Genomic DNA, 17,319 nt, shown 5'->3' with positions numbered 1-17,319 from the left:
CCTTAGGAGGATATCTGTTAACACATATTCAACATATACTCAGTCATGCGTTTAATCATAAAGAAGAGGAACAATTATGTGGACTAAACCCCAATACACAGAAATGCGCCTTGGTTTTGAAGTAACTCTTTACATCAATAACCGCTAGGCAACGCCCTCTGGGATGATGAACAAAAAGGCTGCCAATGCAGCCTTTTTTTACTTGTAGTATGGAGTTGTTATGCACGTATTGATTCTTGGTGCTGCCGCCGGGGGTGGATTTCCGCAATGGAACTGCCACTGCCCAAATTGTAAGGGTTTACGCGAAGGTAAAATAAAGGCGAAAGGCAGAACACAGTCGAGCATTGCTGTCAGTAGCGATGGTAAAAATTGGGTGCTCATTAATGCCTCCCCCGATTTACGGGAGCAGATAAACAGCCACCCGCAGCTGTGGCCCGACGCCCATGTGTCTCGCGGCACACGCATAAGCGCAATTGTGCTTACCGACAGTCAAATAGACCATACTACAGGCCTGCTAACATTGCGCGAAGGCTTACCCCTACCCGTTTATTGTACCGATGTTGTGGCCGAAGACCTAACCTCCAGCTTCCCGCTTTTTACCGTATTAAAACACTGGCACGGCGGACTACAGCAGCATTCAATTATTACCGATTATCATCAACGCTTTGTACCAAAAGGGGCAGAAGGCCTGACTTTCCAACCGGTGGTATTAGAGTCTAATGCGCCCCCTTATTCGACGTATCGCGACAACATTGTGCCGGGTAACAATATCGGCCTGAAGATAACTGACGACACCACGGGCAACGTGCTTTTTTACGCGCCGGGATGTATGCAGGCAAACGACACAGTAAAACAGGTGATGCGCGAATCTCACTGCGTTCTATTTGACGGTACGCTGTGGGCCAATGAAGAAATGATAGATCACGGCTTTAGCAACAAGCTGGGCACTGATATGGGGCACATGCCGGTTAATGGAAAGGGCGGAGCCATTGCGCTGCTAAATGAATTTAACGTTGAGCGTAAAGTACTTATTCATATCAACAACACAAATCGCGTGCTTGACGAAGACTCCAGTGCTTATCACAGCCTGTGTGAGCAAGGTATTGAATTGGCTTACGACGGTATGGAAATTGAGGTGTAGTAATGACAGAACACGCATGGTCTAGACAAGAATTCGAACAAAAACTGAGAGAAAAAGGCGCTTACTACCATATTCATCACCCCTTTCATAAACGCATGAATGAAGGACACTGCAGCGTTGATGAGATTCAGGGCTGGGTGGCCAACCGACTGTATTATCAAATGGCGATACCGGTTAAAGACGCGGCAATTTTAGCGAATTGCGAAGATCAATCGGTACGCAGAACTTGGATCCAACGAATAATCGATCACGATGGACGGGAAGGTGAAGACGGACTGGGCGGCATAGAAGCCTGGCTGCGGTTGGGCGAAGCGGTAGGCTTGAACCGCAGTGAATTACTTGATGAAACCCACCTGTTGCCAGCGGTTAAGTTTGCAGTAAATGCCTATGTGAATTTTGCCCGCCGTGCGTCGTGGGAAGAGGCTGCCTGCTCATCGTTAACTGAAATGTTTGCCCCTGAAATACATCAAAGCCGATTAGATACTTGGCCTGGGCACTATACATGGATTGATAGTGAAGGCTTTACCTACTTTCAAATGCGGTTAAGTCAGGCGCGCCGTGATGTAGAGCATGGCCTGCAGATTACCCTTGACCACTTTGTTACCCGACAACAGCAAGAACATGCGCTCAATATACTGCAGTTCAAAATTGATATTTTGTGGAGCATTGCTGATGCCATTTGCTTTGCCTATGAATACAAGAGAAAGCCGTTTGACGGTATTGCCGACCAGCGGGTGTGCCATAAAGGGAGGTTTTAATGATGTCGAATTTACAATCGCAAACCGAACACCACTTAGATGCTGATAGCGTCGGTGCTGATAACGTGGAAGGTAACATTGAAAATAGCAGCAGTCACAACAACGAGGGTGGCCGCACAAGAGACAAAATAGCTTCTTTAAATCCGCTTTTTCGCATGCAGTACGAGAAAGCTCAGGGTTGTTATGTGTTGTTGTTCCCCGAAGGAATGATCAAACTTAATCCTTCTGCGGCAGAAATTCTTAAGCGAGTAGATGGCAGCAATACGGAAAATGCCATTTGTGCTGAGCTTCGCCAAGCGTTCCCTGATGCACCTGAAGATTTAGAAGAAGATGTTCATGCATTTCTACTTCATGCCGAGCAAAAGAAGTGGATCCGCTATGACGAATAATACAGACGTTGATTTACAAGCCGACGTACCAAATAGCATTTCGCCCCCGCTGTGGCTGCTAGCCGAAATTACTTATCAGTGCCCATTGCATTGCCCCTATTGCTCAAACCCAGTAAACATGGAAGAAACATTTAATGAGCTCTCTACTGAGCACTGGGAGCGTGTGCTGCGTGAAGCGAGGGAAATGGGCGCCGTGCAATTGGGCTTTTCTGGCGGAGAGCCATTGCTTCGAAAAGACTTAGAGCATTTAGTTGCTTATGCGCGAGCTTTGGGTTTTTACACCAACTTGATCACCTCTGGTATTGGCATGACAGAAAAACGTATTGCCAAACTCAAAGAAGCCGGCCTTGACCACATTCAGCTGAGCTTTCAGGCAGCCAATGCTGAAGTAAACGACTTAATAGGCAACAAGCGTCACTCATTTGAACAAAAACTTAAAATTGCGAAGCTGGTAAAACAATACAACTACCCTATGGTGCTTAACTTCTGTATTACCGCGCAGAACATTCACGAAATAGAAGACGTGATGGCGCTCAGCGAGCAGCTGAACGCTGATTTTGTCGAGCTAGCTACCGTGCAGTATTACGGCTGGGCCTATGAAAATAGAGACCATTTGCTGCCTACGTCACAGCAGCTACAGGAAGCTGAGGCCGCAGTGAACCGCTACCGCGCGCAACAAAACGGTAAAGGCCCAACCTTCATATTTGTGTCGCCCGACTACTACGAATCTCGCCCTAAGGCATGCATGAATGGCTGGGGCACAACGTTTTTAACCGTAACGCCAGATGGCAGTGCCCTTCCGTGTCACAGTGCAAAGATATTACCCCTTCGTTTTCCTAATGTGAAAGAACGCTCGTTGCACGATATTTGGCACCAAGACTTTAGCTTTAATCATTTCCGTGGCGATAGTTGGATGCCGTCGCCCTGTAGGGACTGCGATGAAAAAGACAAAGACTTTGGCGGCTGCCGATGTCAGGCCTACCTGCTAACAGGTGATATGTATAAGACGGATCCGGTTTGCAGCAAGTCGCCCGACCACCATTTGATGAAAGGCATTACCGATAAAGCAGGTACTGCACCGTCGAAGGCACTACAGTATCGGAAGGTGGAAAAGCCGATTCCCATCCTAGAAGTAAGTGCTACGAGGTAAGTACTAGGAAGTAAATGGGCTGCAATAAGTACGAAACAAAAAGAGATACCGTTAACCCGTAAAGATAAAAGTGTATGTCTGAATTTCATTTCATTGATGCCGGCTCTGGGTCAAAAGTGCATAGCGTTGTTTTTGCGCTAAAAACCCCTGCAGCAGGCCACACTGGGTTGTCTCATTTAGCAGAGCACATGAGCTTTCGACGCTCTCACCAATACCCTGCTGCCCACGAACTTTTTACGGCCAATACACTTCTGCCCGTCACTATTAACGCTACCACACTCGCCGAGTACACCTTCTTTTTCGCTTCGTCTGAAAAAGCGAACGTGCTGCTTGATGCTGTAAATTACCTGTACTGTGGCCTGCTTAACCGGGATTACGGTACCGATGAGGTTATCTTAGAGCGTGACGGGGTTATTTTTAACGAGCTCGCCATGCTAGAGGCAAACAGCGCCTATGCATTAAACGCCGCTATTCGATTAACTGATACCAATAAAAATGCCTATCAACACGCGGGTGGTTTTACACAAACCATAGGCAGCAACAGCATTCAAGCGCTTCAAGACTACAAACGCCAGTGGTATCAGCCAAGCAATATCACCACGCTGGTTTATAGTAATTCAGCCCACTTTTTTGAGCAGTGCAAGGAGGTTGTTACAGCCCTGTGCGAAAAAGAAGCCGTGAGCGCAATGAAAGCGCAGAGCGTGGAAACAGCCTTGAGCGCTGAAAAAACCTTGAGCGCGGAAACAGCCCTGAGCGAGAAAGCAGCTTTGAGCGAAGAATCAACACTGAACAGAAACGCCTCTCTGAGTCAGCACGCATCTCAACGCGAACACTCTCAATTAAGCAAAGAAGCCACTCTTGATGCGCAAACGACAAAAGGCAAGAACGAATCAATAAGGCATGTATTAACCTGGTGGTTTCCTCAGTGCTTTTTAAATGGTTTACTACAGCAAGAAGCAACACTTAGCACCGTAGTAGGCCTTGAAAACACTTTATTTATCGACCCCGAAATCAATCAACAAGGCAATTTTGCAATTCGCCTCGTCACAAACGAAGCGATGAAGGAAACAGCAAGCGAGCTTTCGATAGAAGCACTTCCAAAGCTTTCAAAAAAACTGACACACAAGCTCGTGAGCGATGATAATGATAAAAGGTTGCGACAACTAAAACATGTGGTATCCGCGTGTCTCGCCTCATTTGATATTAGGCCTTCAAAGTCGATGCCAGACACTGCTAAACACGCAGAAGGTGTGGGAGCGGCTATTCGCTATTTTGCGCAACTAAAAGATGCGTTGGACTCGAACAAGTGTACCGCCAAAGATTGTGCCACCAAAAGCGCTTATGTGGCGAGTGCTAATAAGGTATCACACTCCTATTTGCGTCCTCTACCTTCACCTGAAAAGTCAGTCGCTCGCGAGCGGATTAGAAAGACACGTAAGGGATTTTCCGCGCAGGCCAGCGCCTCCAATAGCGAACAGTTACGTTTAATGCCGCGTCTTACCTCTAAATACCGACATTTTATTGCGTTAGAGCACTTGCCTGCACTTCCACGTTTATTACGGCCTCTAGCCAACAATACCACCAATTTAAAACGCTTTAACGCTGAACACATTGCTTTGCACTTTACGCCGTTTTCCATCCAATCGCCCTCAAAAACTCTAGAGTCGGCTTCTCTAAATTCTGATTCTGGTTATTTGGCCTCGCACTGGGTGTATCGCATCGCGTTCTATCAACAGTCAAGACTACAAGCGGTGCTGGCACACCACCTTTTCTGGCAACCAAGAACCTCGGGAGAATGCTACGCACTAGGCGCTGCAACCTATGAAAATAATCTTTTTCTATTTGGTGCCAGCGATACAAATATCACAGAGCGTGAAAACTGGTGTCATAAGGTTTTATCGATTCTCTCGTAGGGAATTCGGGAAAAAACACTGCTACCAATTTATGATACTTCCTCCCACTTAAGGAGGATATTTTTAGGGAATGGTTAAGGCAATACTGAAAGTACAAATGATAACGAAGCAGTCAAGACCATGCCTACGCGAATTTCTACGAAAAGCTCAAGCCAAAACGTTGCACAATCCCCAACACATCAACTTGCCCGTTCACCATTTGCTCTTGCGATTATTGCAAGCGCTGTAACCTATGCGTTTAGCTCTGCTGCAGAAGCTAACGATGCAATGGACCACTACGAGGTCATAGAGGTACAAGGAGTCACCTCCCTTAATGCCAATGGCAATAACTCTGCCGTATTTGGTAACGTTCAGACACTCACTCAAGATGACATTGAAGGGAGCGTCAACCGTTCACTACCGGAGCTACTCAAAACTCAGCTGGCAAGCGTGAACCTAAACGATGTTCAAAACAATCCGTTCCAACCCGATCTGCAATACCGCGGGTTTACTGCCTCTCCGCTGCTTGGTCTACCTCAGGGCATTTCGGTGTACTTAAACGGCGGTCGGGTTAATGAAGCGTTTGGCGATACTGTGCATTGGGACCTAATGCCTCTAGATGCTATAGATACCGTTTCTTTGTACTCTGGTTCAAACCCTCTGTTTGGCCAAAACACGCTAGGCGGTGCCCTTGCGCTAAGAACGAAAACAGGGTTTAGCTTCAACGCCAATGAAATAGATTTACAGGCTGGACAATTCGGCCAGAAAGCCGCGTCTGTGGAATCGGGTGGTCATAACGATCATTGGTCGTATTATGTAAACCTGAATCACTATGAGGAAGATGGCTGGCGCGACTATTCGCCATCTGAAGTGCAGCAAGTATTTACATCGCTTGCCTATAAAAGTGACAAAATGCATATCGACATGAACCTGTTTATGGCCGATAACGAGTTACTCGGCAATGGTGCATCACCTATTGAACTGCTGGATATTGAAGGAAGAGAAGCGGTCTACACCCACCCCGATCAGACCAACAACGAACTTACGCACGTTAATATAACCGGTGATTTCGTTTTAACTGACACCTTATCGTTAACCGCCAATATGTTTTATCGCGACACACAAACTCAATCGATCAACGGCGATGACAGTGATTTTGGTGCCTGCCAGTTCGCTGATGGACGCGTAACACTGTGTGAATTTGAAGATGATGACGACGATGATGATGATGATGCTCCGCTTGATAGTGATGATGATGGCGACGACGATGATGACGATGATTTGCCTGTTGTAGGCGAAGGCGACGATATAGAAGCGGTTGAATTTATTGGCTTTGATGACGACACCGCACTTGCCGAAATATCAGATGTGGACGCAGATGAACTTGATGGAACATACAATACGGGCCGGACAGACGCCAAAGCTACTGGGTTATCTTTTCAGCTAGCAAAACAATATGCCTTAAGCGGCTTCAGTTCAGAGTTAATTGTTGGTGCCAGCTACACCAAGGGAGATGTTAACTACGCCGCTGATACTACATTTGGTATTTTGGAAAACGAATCTGCACAAGACTCACGCACCGTTTTACCCATCGACGGGCTCATGGCACAAGAAGCTAGGGTTAGTTTAGATGTAGACACCACCGCATGGTCGCTATTTTTCATGAATAGTACACAGCTCTCTTCAGCCGTATCACTCAATCTTGGTGGACGTTTTAACCGAGACCATATTGTTATGGAAGACCTGATTGATGACGGTGAAGGTTCATTGGACGGCAATCACCGTTTTACCCAATTTAACCCAGCGGTAGGGGTAGACATTACTATTGATGAGCAAAGCCAGTTGAATCTTGCAATCAGCCAGTCTTCAAGAACGCCAAGCCCAGCAGAGTTAAGCTGTGCAGATGAAGACGACCCGTGCCGCTTACCGAACGGTTTTGTGGCCGATCCTCCTCTTGATCAGGTGGTCACCCAAACTATTGAAGCGAACTACACCACACGCATTGATAACATCGACCTGATGCTAAATGTTTTTCACAGTAGAAGTAAGGATGACATTATCTTCCAACAAGCAGGCTCTGTTGCCTCTCGCGGATACTTTATTAACGTTGATGAAACCCAGCGTCAGGGCGTTGAATTCAGCGTAGGCTCAACGTGGGAAAAACTAACCTACCGGTTAAACTACAACTATCTTAACGCAACCTATGAATCGACATTCACGTCGTTTAGCCCCTTTAACCCTCAGGGTCCAGACAGACTCGTAACGCCAGGTGACAAAATTCCAGGCCAGCCAGAGCATTTAGTCAAGCTCTACGCAGATTACGCCTTAACGGATAAAGCGCGTTTGGGGGCAGAAGTTATTTCAGCATCTAGTCAGTACTTTAGGGGCGATGAGGCTAACGAAAATGAAAAGATTGACGGATACGTTATTGCAAACATTTATGCATCGTACCGTTTCAACGACACATTTACCGCATCGCTACGTGTGAACAATGTGTTCGACAAAGACTATGAAACCTTTGGCACGTATGGCGAGGCTGATGAGGTATTAGAAGACATTTATCCCGACGTAGAAGGTGCAGAGTTCGTGGGCCCCGCACAACCGCGAATGGTCAGTGTAAATCTAAAAGCGAGATTCTAATCAGATAGCAGTTGTTACCACACGCGCTTTTATCCACACAAAAGCTGCTAAAAAATAAAAAAACGCGACTTACTTTTTACAGTAGTCGCGTTTTTTATGATTTATACATTTAATTTTCCCGCTACTAAAGAAGGAGATTAACACGCCTTACGGCCGATGGTTCAAAATTCAATAGAACCTATTATCAATTTACTGGACACCGAAAGCATTAAAACCAGTCAAAAATAAAAATAAAAAGCCACTGTAATTAATCAACACTACCAATATTGGGACAGTAAAATGAAAAAGAATACATTTACAAAAACCTGTTTATCTATTGCCATTTTAAGCACAGTCAGTAGCCATAGTTTTGCCCAAGACGAGCCCTATTCATGGAATATCTCTGGATGGATAAATGAAGGCTTAACCTATTACGACGACGGTGTGGGTAGTGATGTGGCACAACTTTCAGACAACGGTACAACGCTAGGCAGCCGTATTACGCTTTCAGGGAATTATAAACTGGAAGAACAAGGCATGGACGTGGGCTTTGAGGTCATTATTGAACCTCTTTCAGGCGCACCGAACTACGCCGGTGGTGGCCATCAAACCCCGCTTTTGTTTGCGAATCAGGATAACTTAGACACCTTCAACGGCGGCGACATAGGCCTGTTGGGCAGTAGCCTCTACTTTGGTGGCGACTGGGGTAAAATCACCATTGGTTTACAAAGCCTTCCCACCGATAACATTGCCGTTCTAGCTGATCCTTCTGGCACAATCTGGTCGGGAATTTCTCCATTATTTAGAGCAAATGGCTTCTTTATTCGAGGCGTAGAAGAAGGTTCAACCAATGTCGCGTGGGGTCAATTTGCTCAGTGCTTAGCTACGCCTGGCTTGGGTATTGGTATTGACTGTAACGGTATATATCGCAACGGCGTGCGCTACGATCTCCCTCAAATGGGCAACGTGAGTATTGCAGTAGGTTATGCAAACGACGAAATTTACGATATTGCGGTTAAGTATGCGGCTGAGCACGAAGGCTTCAAAACTAACCTTCATGCAGGTTACTCTGTGAATAAAGATGGCGGTAGCAATGTTGGGGGCAACAGTTCAACTACGCTACAACTGCAAGCAGGGCTCATGCATATTGAGTCAGGTGTATTTGGGGTAGCCACTTATCAGATGGAAGAGGCTGACGACGCGATTGTTGGGTCGGGTGACGATACGGATGCCTATTACTTTAAAGCAGGTATTAGAAAACAGTTTAATCGCTTTGGTGATTCTGCTTTCTATGCTGAATATGCCAGTTATAACGACCAATACGGCATGGCTCATTTAGATGGCGTTACCGGCTCAGAGCTTAGTCAGTGGGGTGTTGCAGCAGAACAATATTTTGACTCGCGCTTCTTGGTGTACGCGAAATACGAAAACCTAAGTTTAGATATTGATGGTTCAGAATCTGCGCAAGGAATTTATAACAGCGCAGAAGACTTAACCCTAATTCAACTAGGTGGCACTGTGTTCTTTTAATTGAGAATTAAAAATCAGTCATATTTTAACATTGAACTTATATCTAATTGCTCTGAAATTTAAAATTACTCGACTCATTTAATTAATGATAAAAAACTGATTGATTTTACACTTAAATAAGAAATTAAAATTAAGCTAAAAGATATGACATAAAAAGCGAGATTCACTCTCGCTTTTCCTATTGAAAAAGGAAAGATCATGAAAAATATATCTCTATTTTCATTACGTTCAGCTCAACCCATTCTGTTAGCCCTACTCTTCATAACGACAGTACATATCGCAGACGCACAGGTCATATTTCAGGAGGACAAAAACAATTTTATTCGCCTTGTTGAAAAGCAAAACGAAACAGACAGTGACATGCGTGCCAACCAGCACCCCTTTACGCTGCAAGAGCAGGATGTATCCGCCATACTTAGCGCTATTCAGGTGGTTAAGAACAAAAATACGTCAACACCGCTTTTTTCCAACGAACAGGTTGCGTTACTTGCCGCCTATCTGCCTGAGGCGCTGCGAACAGCGACTGCTCAGCAAGACGTAATTTTTGCCCTTAGTAAAGAGAAGCGCTATTTGGCAGGCCTTAAAACCCAAACGTATTACGTTGCAGGCAGTATTTTCGTTGCAGACGACCAGCTCAATATTCTTATTGGCGAGTTCGATAAAGTAGCCAATAAAGCCTACGAAATGGCTTATGATCCTACTTCTCAGGGCTTGGTAAAATACGACTTTGATTTTGGTAATCGCAAACAAGCAAAGTTCTCATTCGATTCCCCACTCTCTTTTTCCGCACCTGGTATAGAACTGAAAACGAAAAATCGCTTCGATTGGGTGGTCGCACCGACTCAGCTGGCATTTGAAGCACCTGTAGAAAAGGAAACACTTTCCCCAGCGAATAGGGAAAACACACCCAGTAAGAAAGACGTAGCTGGCTCGGCCCCCTTACCAGCAGAGAACGATATCGTTGCTCGTTTTAAACGGTTAGACGCACTAAAAAAGGCAAACCTAATTAGCGAAACAGAATACGCCGAAAAAAGAAGGCAGTTACTTGACGAGTTATAGAACGAAAGTCCCGTCAGTACTGGTCTTACGTGCTTTTTTATTATAAGCCATTGGTCTTATTAGGCCTGATTTGATGTTATATTAATGTTAACATTGTAAACACGTGAAGTGACTGTTTAGCTTTTAATATTTCGGGGAACTTGGTCACTTTGAAGCGTTTCATTTACGCCATAATTTTGTCTTAATAAAAGGCTTATGTGTGAATAAAACGCCAGCCCAAATAAGTCACAAGGCCAGCGGCAAATGTCGCTTTTTTAGCTGAGGGAAAGACCATGCACCGTATCTTGATAATTGACGACCACCCTATTTTTCGTCACGCAATGATTACCATTTTAGGGAAAAAGTTTCCCGACTCAGAAACCCTCGAAGCCAATTCAATTTCTGAAGCGTTAACGTTGCTAGAGCAAGACGCGAAGTTCGACTTAATCATGCTTGATTTAAATATGCCGGAAACCTGTGGCCTAAACGGACTTTTAGAAATTCGAAACCAACACCCTAACGTACCTGTAGTGATTATTTCCGCTGAAACGGAAAAGCAAAATATACTGCAAACCATTTCTTATGGTGCCGTTGGCTTTATTTCAAAAAGCAGCAAGATTGAAGAAATAGCCACATCTATCGAGAGTATTTTTGAAGGGAACGTGTGTTTACCATCAGAGATATTGAGAACGCCGTCTACCAGAACACGCATGACCAATGACAACGGTATTTCGCCGGAGCAAATTCGTTCATTAACACGAAAAGAGCTGACTGTACTGAAATATCTAACTCAAGGGTTAGCCAATAAAGTGATTGCCTACGAGCTTAATATTTCTGAAACCACGGTTAAGTCTCACGTCTCATCTATTCTCAAAAAATTAGGCGCCAGCAACCGAGTAAAGGTTGTGGCCAGTGCCGCGAATATCGACTTTAACCAATACGTATTTAATTAAGACCTGTTGATCTTTGCTGTGCACCGAAGATTAACAGGCCCCATGTTCCTATACTTTTAGCCATTCAAGCTTGAGACTAGCGCCGCCTTAAGCACCGCGGAGTTAACAGGTTTGTGCAGCAGCTGAATGTCGGTGCCTTCAAGTTCATTCGCTAACGCTTTTGAGTGATTAGCGGTGCAAATCATAATGGGCATTGAAGGCGCGATTTTTCTTACGCGTTTCGCAATGTCTAAACCGGTTTCTTCTTCATCTAGGTGGTAATCGACAATAAGCATGTCGCACTCGTCAAAACTGCCATTATTTACAGCACTGCATTGTTCAAAACCTGAGAAAGTGTCTACTTCCATGTCCCAGTTTGCGAACAACGTTTGCATAGCAATGCGCATATTCGCATCGTTATCAATGTGCCATATATGCTTATCCAAAACGTAATCTGGTAACGATGGCTCCAAAGTATAAAGATAGTCTTGTTCCTGACTCGTATCACACACTTCGGTAATAGGAATGGTCACCGTGAAACATGCGCCTACGCCCTCTTTCGAGCGCACTCGAATATCGTGCTCTAGCAACTTACTCATTTTATCTACAATGTATAATCCCAGACCCAAACTGTAAGAGTAGTTAAAATCGTTTTCTAATCTGGAAAACTCTTTAAAAATAACTTTCTGATCGTCTTCGCTTATACCCACACCTTGATCATAGATGCTAATTTCCAGGTTTTCATTCACCTTTCGTGCTGCCAGTAACACCTTGCCGTTGGCACCGTATTTCATTGCATTTATTAATAAATTTCGCAATATTCGAGAAAGTAAGTTCACGTCTGTCACCACGAAGGCTTCTTTCAAGCGATAGCGAAAATCTACACTGTAGTCTTTACTGATATGCGTAAACTCTTCGGCTAGCTGCATAAGTAACGGCAATACATTTTCTTGCTGCTTATCGGGCTGTAACACCCCAGCGTCCAGTTTGGATGTTTCAATAAGCGTGCGAATAAGGCCATGTAAATCAGACAGTGAATTATCGAGGGCGGCAACAATGGGGCTGGATGAACTATCCACTTGATCTTTCAATGTTTCGTTGAACAAGATGGCAGCGCTAAGGGGCTGCATAAGATCGTGGCTAATAGCAGCCAAAAATTTGCTCTTTGAATCAATCGCTTCTTGAAGGGCGATGTTGGCGTGATTGAGTTCACGGGTACGCTTTTCTACATTCGATTCTAATTGGTCTTTAGCCGCTTTAAGCTGGAGTTGGCTTTCTACCTGCTGCGACACGTCTGTTGCCAAGACAAAGTGCCCGGTGATATCGCCAGATTCATTGAAATGAGGCAAATAAACTTTCTGTAAAAAGCCAACGTCGCCATGAGCATTTTTTTCTTTGCTTTGAAAGCTCACCACTTCGCCTTGGTTAACACGGCGCAAGTACTGAATAAGATTAGGGTAAACCTCTTTCAGGTGGCTTCTATCCATAGGCATATCATTAATGTCTTGCTCACTAACGCCATACCAATCGCGATAACCTTTATTGGTGTATTGAAACTTTTTATCGGTACCAATGTAAGCAATAAGCGCCGGTACATTATCGGTTATCATGCGGATCCAGCTTTCGTTTTGCTTCAGCGTTTCCGCGTAGTGATGCTGCGATGTAACATTGGTGAACGTGCACAGCGTATTGCCGTCGGGCAGTGTAGTGATGTTGCGTTCAACCACCAGTTGCTCGTGGATAATCTGTGTACTTGGCCCCACCGGGTTTAAGTTGAGCCCGCTCCAGTGACGGTTATTTTGAAGGGCATAAATATTCTTACTGTTTACCAGTACGTGCTGGGGCACGTTTGACTGGGTCAAAAACGTGTTATTCCAAAACGCAATGCCACCTTCTTTATCAATGAGCAATATTCCAACATCAATATTATCGATAAGGCTTTGCAACAGCTTGTTTTTCTCTTTAATGACTTGCTCGTAACGATTCGATTCAAGCAGTTTTACTTCAGTGATGTCGTTAAACAGAATAACGTTCCCGCCTTCTTGCGTGGGTCGATTGGTCAGCTGATACCATCGCCGGTTCGACAACTGATAGATCATCCTGCCTTCGACATCAGCAGGTAGGGCGCGGCGAATAACCCCGGAATGCTTGGCAGCTTGGGTGATATCGTAATAGTTATCGCCAATTTTAGGGGTAATGGAAAGGTCATCCCAAACAGTTTCAAAGTGCCGATTAAAGAAGATGATCCCGCCCAGTCTATCTAGCAACACCATCGCCTGATTAGTGCTATCAATGGCGTCGTGTAAACGCTGTTTAACCTGATGGGTTTCTTCGTGAGCCCGCACCAGTTCGGCGTTTGACTGCTCCAGCTTTTGCAGTACTGACTGCAGTTCTTCGGTTTTCTGACTCACTTTTTCAGAAAGTTGAACCGAATGTTCGAAGGCGCGGTAGCTGTGATGATTAAAACCGCCCTCTTCCATGCGATACATCAGCGCTGCGTTTATTTTTTCAAGCTTTTCGTTTTCACGCCGTTGCTCGTAAAGGGCCTTTTGGAGCGCTTCCACGTCGGTAAATTGATTATTGGGCTGCAAAATACACCCCCGTAAACGTTTGGTTCAAGTGAACCGAGTGAATATGCTCGCCATAGGCATTGAAGCCCGCGACATTGTACCTTTGCTGTAGCCGTCTTATTTCGTGGTCGTTTTTGCCCTGTTGAATTTCGAGCCTTCTCAAAAAGCAATCGCAAGCATAGACAAATTCGGGCTCGCCAAGCTGAGCGCGCAGCTTGTCTAGTTTACTTTCTAATGCTTCAATGCAGTCACCCAGCTGAACAAATGTAAGAATAATGCCAATATCTACCGCGCAGTAGAAGGTAATGGCGTTAGTGGCCAAATCTACTTTTTGAATAGAGCGGATGAAATATTTGCCCCCTACCATCACTGCAAGGGGAAACATGGAAAACACATCCGGCGTTAAGTCTTCAGCTTTCATTCCCAATAAACTGGCGTAATACTGCGCAGCAGGTTCACCGTTTATTTCATACACGGTTCGCGACTCAGGATCGGCGTGGGTGACCACCAGCTTCGATACGGGAGAGTTAATGTGATCAATGGAGAATACGGTGAAGGGCTTTCCCGTGCCAACAAGCAGCAGTACTGCTGCGTCTCGATGAAATTCACCGTTGTAAAACACATAGGTGGCTTCAAGCTTTAAATCGTCGCCAGCGCTACCACCTAAGTGTGGAATATTGCCAAATGCGGTCGCAAAGGTTTCTAGAAAATGTTCCTCATGGCGGGTAAGTCCATCGAGCACAGAAATAACGAAGTGCTGCTCTGTATCGTAACGACGCTCCCTCCCCTGTAAGGCTCGGCGCAAACCACTGGCAATATCGTGGGCTTCATCAAAGTTTACTTCGCCTAAATTAGGCACCAATGCTGTGGCAATAGAAAATTCGTTTTTCAAAAACGCGACGGCCAAGAGTTTTTCTGTTCCGTAGCCATTTTTATTAAATTCTCCAGCACTGGTGCAGCCAACAATATTCACGTGAGGAAAACGTGCGGAGATTTCCTTTGCTACGGTGTCTAAGTCAAACAGCGTGCTGGTATGAAAGAGTAATAGCTCTATTTCATCGCACTTAACGTTGGCTAAAATCTCATTGGCCACATCACGGCAGGCTTCTTTAGCACCGTATAAACTAGAATGGTTGTCATCGTTAACCTTGCTATTAGCAGGTTGACTAAGTGCGGACAGGATTGAGGTTTTTGACACGCGTTGGCACCTTTTTCTTTTTATATTTATCGATTTTGCACAAGTCAGGGTTATCTAACGTAACCACACACTCAAGGCACTGAATACATTCAGCATAGTCAATGCTGCCGTCTTGTTCTATAGCATCAATACCACATTTCTTTTGTTTGCACAGCTGACACGGATTACCACAGGCATCTTTACGTGTAAGCAATTTAACTAAAGGGAAACGCCCCAAAATGGCAAGCCCCGCTCCCAACGGACATAAATAGCGGCAGTACACTTTATGAATTTTTAAACTAAGTAGCAGCAATAAAACCGAATACAGTACAAAAGGCCAATATCGAACAAAGTGTAGGGTTATGGACGTTTTGAACGGCTCTATCTCAGCGAGCTTCTCTGCAAGGTTTAGCGAATAGAATGAGCACGCAACAAGCCCTATAAGCAACCCATATTTAATTTTTTGTGCCCGTTTGTGGTGCTGTGGCTTAATTCTAATTTGTTTTATCCTGAGCTTTTCAGCCAGTATTCCCATCATTTCCTGGAGTGCTCCGAAGGGGCAAAGCCAGCCGCAAAATAGTCCCCGCCCAACGATAAACAACGAGACAAATACAAAGCTCCACAAAATAAAAATGACCGGGTCGAGAAGATATACCTCTAAGGAAAATCCGTCGATAATATCCAGTAGCAGCGTGTATATGTTGACAACAGACAGTTGCCCTTGAGCGTAAAAGCCAATAAAAAACAGCACGAACACAAGGGAAAATGCCCGCACTGTATGCACAAACTTGGTGTAAGGGGTTAGCCTTTGCTGGAATGCAAAAAACAACGACAGCGCTACAAGATAAACAACGGTGATGCTTATCGTTAAGGTTCTGTCCCTCCAAATTTTCTGCCACAACGGAATGGGCTTCGCTAACTGAGCCTCAGGATTTTCCATAAATAGTTCACTAGGCAGTGTCACTTTCAAAGGGAACAGATGCTCATCTTGCTCGAAGAAACTCGGCTTAAACGGCACACTAATCGCTATTTCCATTTCTTGGTCAAGTGACAGCCCACCTTTCGATTTTACTCGAAGTACTTTGATCTCGTTGTAGTCGGGCAATGCTTGTGAAAATGCGGGGTCATAGAAGCTATAAAAATCGATATCGCGGATAGCTGTGGGAAAGCCGCCTTGAGATACCCGTAAATGCTCAGGAGTGGTTTGGGGAATAAACTCATCGCTGATAAAACTGAACCCTTTCGTATTCAGTACCATCAGTGCCATTTCACCCGGATTTAGATTTTCCTGTAACCGAGCAAATTCCTCTTCATCTAGCAGGTTTTTCCCCACAATAGGAAGACTTAAAAACGCATAGTAGTGTTCGGCAATGATGTCACCATCAAGAGCAAACTCGCTTTGAATATCGTCAACCGCCCGAACCACTTCTCTCGAAAGCCCTTCGGTATTTTGCTGAGTAATCTGGTGCTTTTGAATGTAGCCCTTGTCCACCAATTCGCTAAAAGTAAAAGGTTCGTAAAAGTCTGGATTGATAATATTGTTGCTAGGCGCAACAAAGCCATCGAGCTTAGCTCTGGCAACGGCTAATGCAGATGTCACGATGGTATCGTTGATAACCAGCACCGATACGGTGGCTTTCGTAACCCCATCAAAGTAGGTAGCGTCTTTGCCTACATTGCTTTTACCACCAATGATAAAACGTTCTTTGACACTATGCCCTTGATATTGAGCAACGAAATCAAACATGGATTTCTCGCCAAGCCCGTGCAAAAAAATCGGCTCGCTATGCTGCTTGACGAAAAGATCGACCACATTGCCTTGTGTGTCTAGCCCAATCACTACATTAACTGGTTTGCCTGAAAAGCCTATGAAGTCGACAAAGTCATTCGACTCAAAAACATATCCGAGTAGTTGCTGAAGCTGATAGACCGGGGTTACCTTGATGTCAGTGTGCATCTCCCCCACGCGTGTAGCGTTGGGAAATATTTTGTAAATGTCTTGTGGAATGTCTGTCGCGTCAGACTGCGCCAACACATTGGTGCTGAGAAACAGCAAGAAAATGATTGAGGAAAATGCGATGCGCATAAAAGTAGCGGGCGGCGGTAGGCGCCGCCCTCAGGTT

The 17,319-nt window shown here is 45.0% G+C and carries 12 protein-coding genes; 9 read left to right on the top strand and 3 right to left on the bottom strand.

The annotated features are described in order from the left end of the window. Positions 1-220 precede the first annotated feature (220 nt). From pqqB to MHM87_RS13190, 9 genes are all read left to right on the top strand, one after another. On the top strand, positions 221-1,141 hold the full coding sequence (pqqB, locus tag MHM87_RS13230; protein ID WP_239259493.1) for a pyrroloquinoline quinone biosynthesis protein PqqB: 921 nt from the start codon (positions 221-223) through the stop codon (positions 1,139-1,141). Between the two features lie 2 nt (positions 1,142-1,143). Continuing rightward, positions 1,144-1,899: a pyrroloquinoline-quinone synthase PqqC gene (gene pqqC, locus MHM87_RS13225; RefSeq protein WP_049588479.1), complete on the top strand. Its 756-nt coding sequence runs from the start codon at positions 1,144-1,146 to the stop codon at positions 1,897-1,899. Continuing rightward, complete coding sequence (gene pqqD, locus MHM87_RS13220; protein WP_239259491.1) at positions 1,899-2,288, top strand: pyrroloquinoline quinone biosynthesis peptide chaperone PqqD; 390 nt, start codon at positions 1,899-1,901, stop codon at positions 2,286-2,288. Before pqqC ends, pqqD begins: the two co-directional genes overlap by 1 nt. Beyond that, positions 2,278-3,438, top strand: coding sequence for a pyrroloquinoline quinone biosynthesis protein PqqE (gene pqqE, locus MHM87_RS13215; protein WP_239259489.1), 1,161 nt, complete (start codon positions 2,278-2,280; stop codon positions 3,436-3,438). The genes pqqD and pqqE overlap by 11 nt, the downstream gene beginning before the upstream one ends. A gap of 74 nt (positions 3,439-3,512) precedes the next feature. Beyond that, positions 3,513-5,351, top strand: a complete 1,839-nt coding sequence (locus MHM87_RS13210; RefSeq protein ID WP_239259487.1) for an insulinase family protein — start codon at positions 3,513-3,515, stop codon at positions 5,349-5,351. Positions 5,352-5,471: 120 nt separating this feature from the next. Next, entirely contained in the window at positions 5,472-7,970 is a 2,499-nt protein-coding gene (locus MHM87_RS13205; RefSeq protein ID WP_239259485.1) for a TonB-dependent receptor, read from the top strand. A gap of 279 nt (positions 7,971-8,249) precedes the next feature. Further along, positions 8,250-9,479, top strand: coding sequence for a porin (locus tag MHM87_RS13200; protein ID WP_239259483.1), 1,230 nt, complete (start codon positions 8,250-8,252; stop codon positions 9,477-9,479). A 198-nt stretch (positions 9,480-9,677) separates the two neighbouring features. Further along, on the top strand, positions 9,678-10,538 hold the full coding sequence (locus MHM87_RS13195) for a hypothetical protein (protein WP_014980251.1): 861 nt from the start codon (positions 9,678-9,680) through the stop codon (positions 10,536-10,538). 272 nt (positions 10,539-10,810) lie between these two features. Continuing rightward, the gene (locus MHM87_RS13190; RefSeq protein ID WP_014950680.1) at positions 10,811-11,470 is read left to right on the top strand and encodes a response regulator transcription factor; all 660 of its coding nucleotides are present in this window, start codon (positions 10,811-10,813) and stop codon (positions 11,468-11,470) included. A 56-nt stretch (positions 11,471-11,526) separates the two neighbouring features. Here MHM87_RS13190 and MHM87_RS13185 read toward each other — a convergent pair whose 3' ends face one another. Genes MHM87_RS13185 through MHM87_RS13175 form a run of 3 tightly spaced genes read right to left on the bottom strand, consistent with a single transcriptional unit; the run spans position 11,527 to position 17,282 of the window. Then, positions 11,527-14,040, bottom strand: coding sequence for an ATP-binding protein (locus tag MHM87_RS13185; protein WP_239259481.1), 2,514 nt, complete (start codon positions 14,038-14,040; stop codon positions 11,527-11,529). Continuing rightward, positions 14,027-15,217: a nitric oxide-sensing protein NosP gene (nosP, locus tag MHM87_RS13180; RefSeq protein WP_014980253.1), complete on the bottom strand. Its 1,191-nt coding sequence runs from the start codon at positions 15,215-15,217 to the stop codon at positions 14,027-14,029. Before nosP ends, MHM87_RS13185 begins: the two co-directional genes overlap by 14 nt. Then, positions 15,186-17,282: a 4Fe-4S binding protein gene (locus tag MHM87_RS13175; protein ID WP_061486527.1), complete on the bottom strand. Its 2,097-nt coding sequence runs from the start codon at positions 17,280-17,282 to the stop codon at positions 15,186-15,188. Before MHM87_RS13175 ends, nosP begins: the two co-directional genes overlap by 32 nt. Positions 17,283-17,319 lie beyond the last annotated feature (37 nt).

The sequence above is a fragment of the Alteromonas sp. Cnat3-28 genome, assembly GCF_022348265.1.
Taxonomy (GTDB): Bacteria; Pseudomonadota; Gammaproteobacteria; order Enterobacterales; family Alteromonadaceae; genus Alteromonas; species Alteromonas macleodii.
This window is presented reverse-complemented; position numbering and strand designations above follow the sequence as displayed.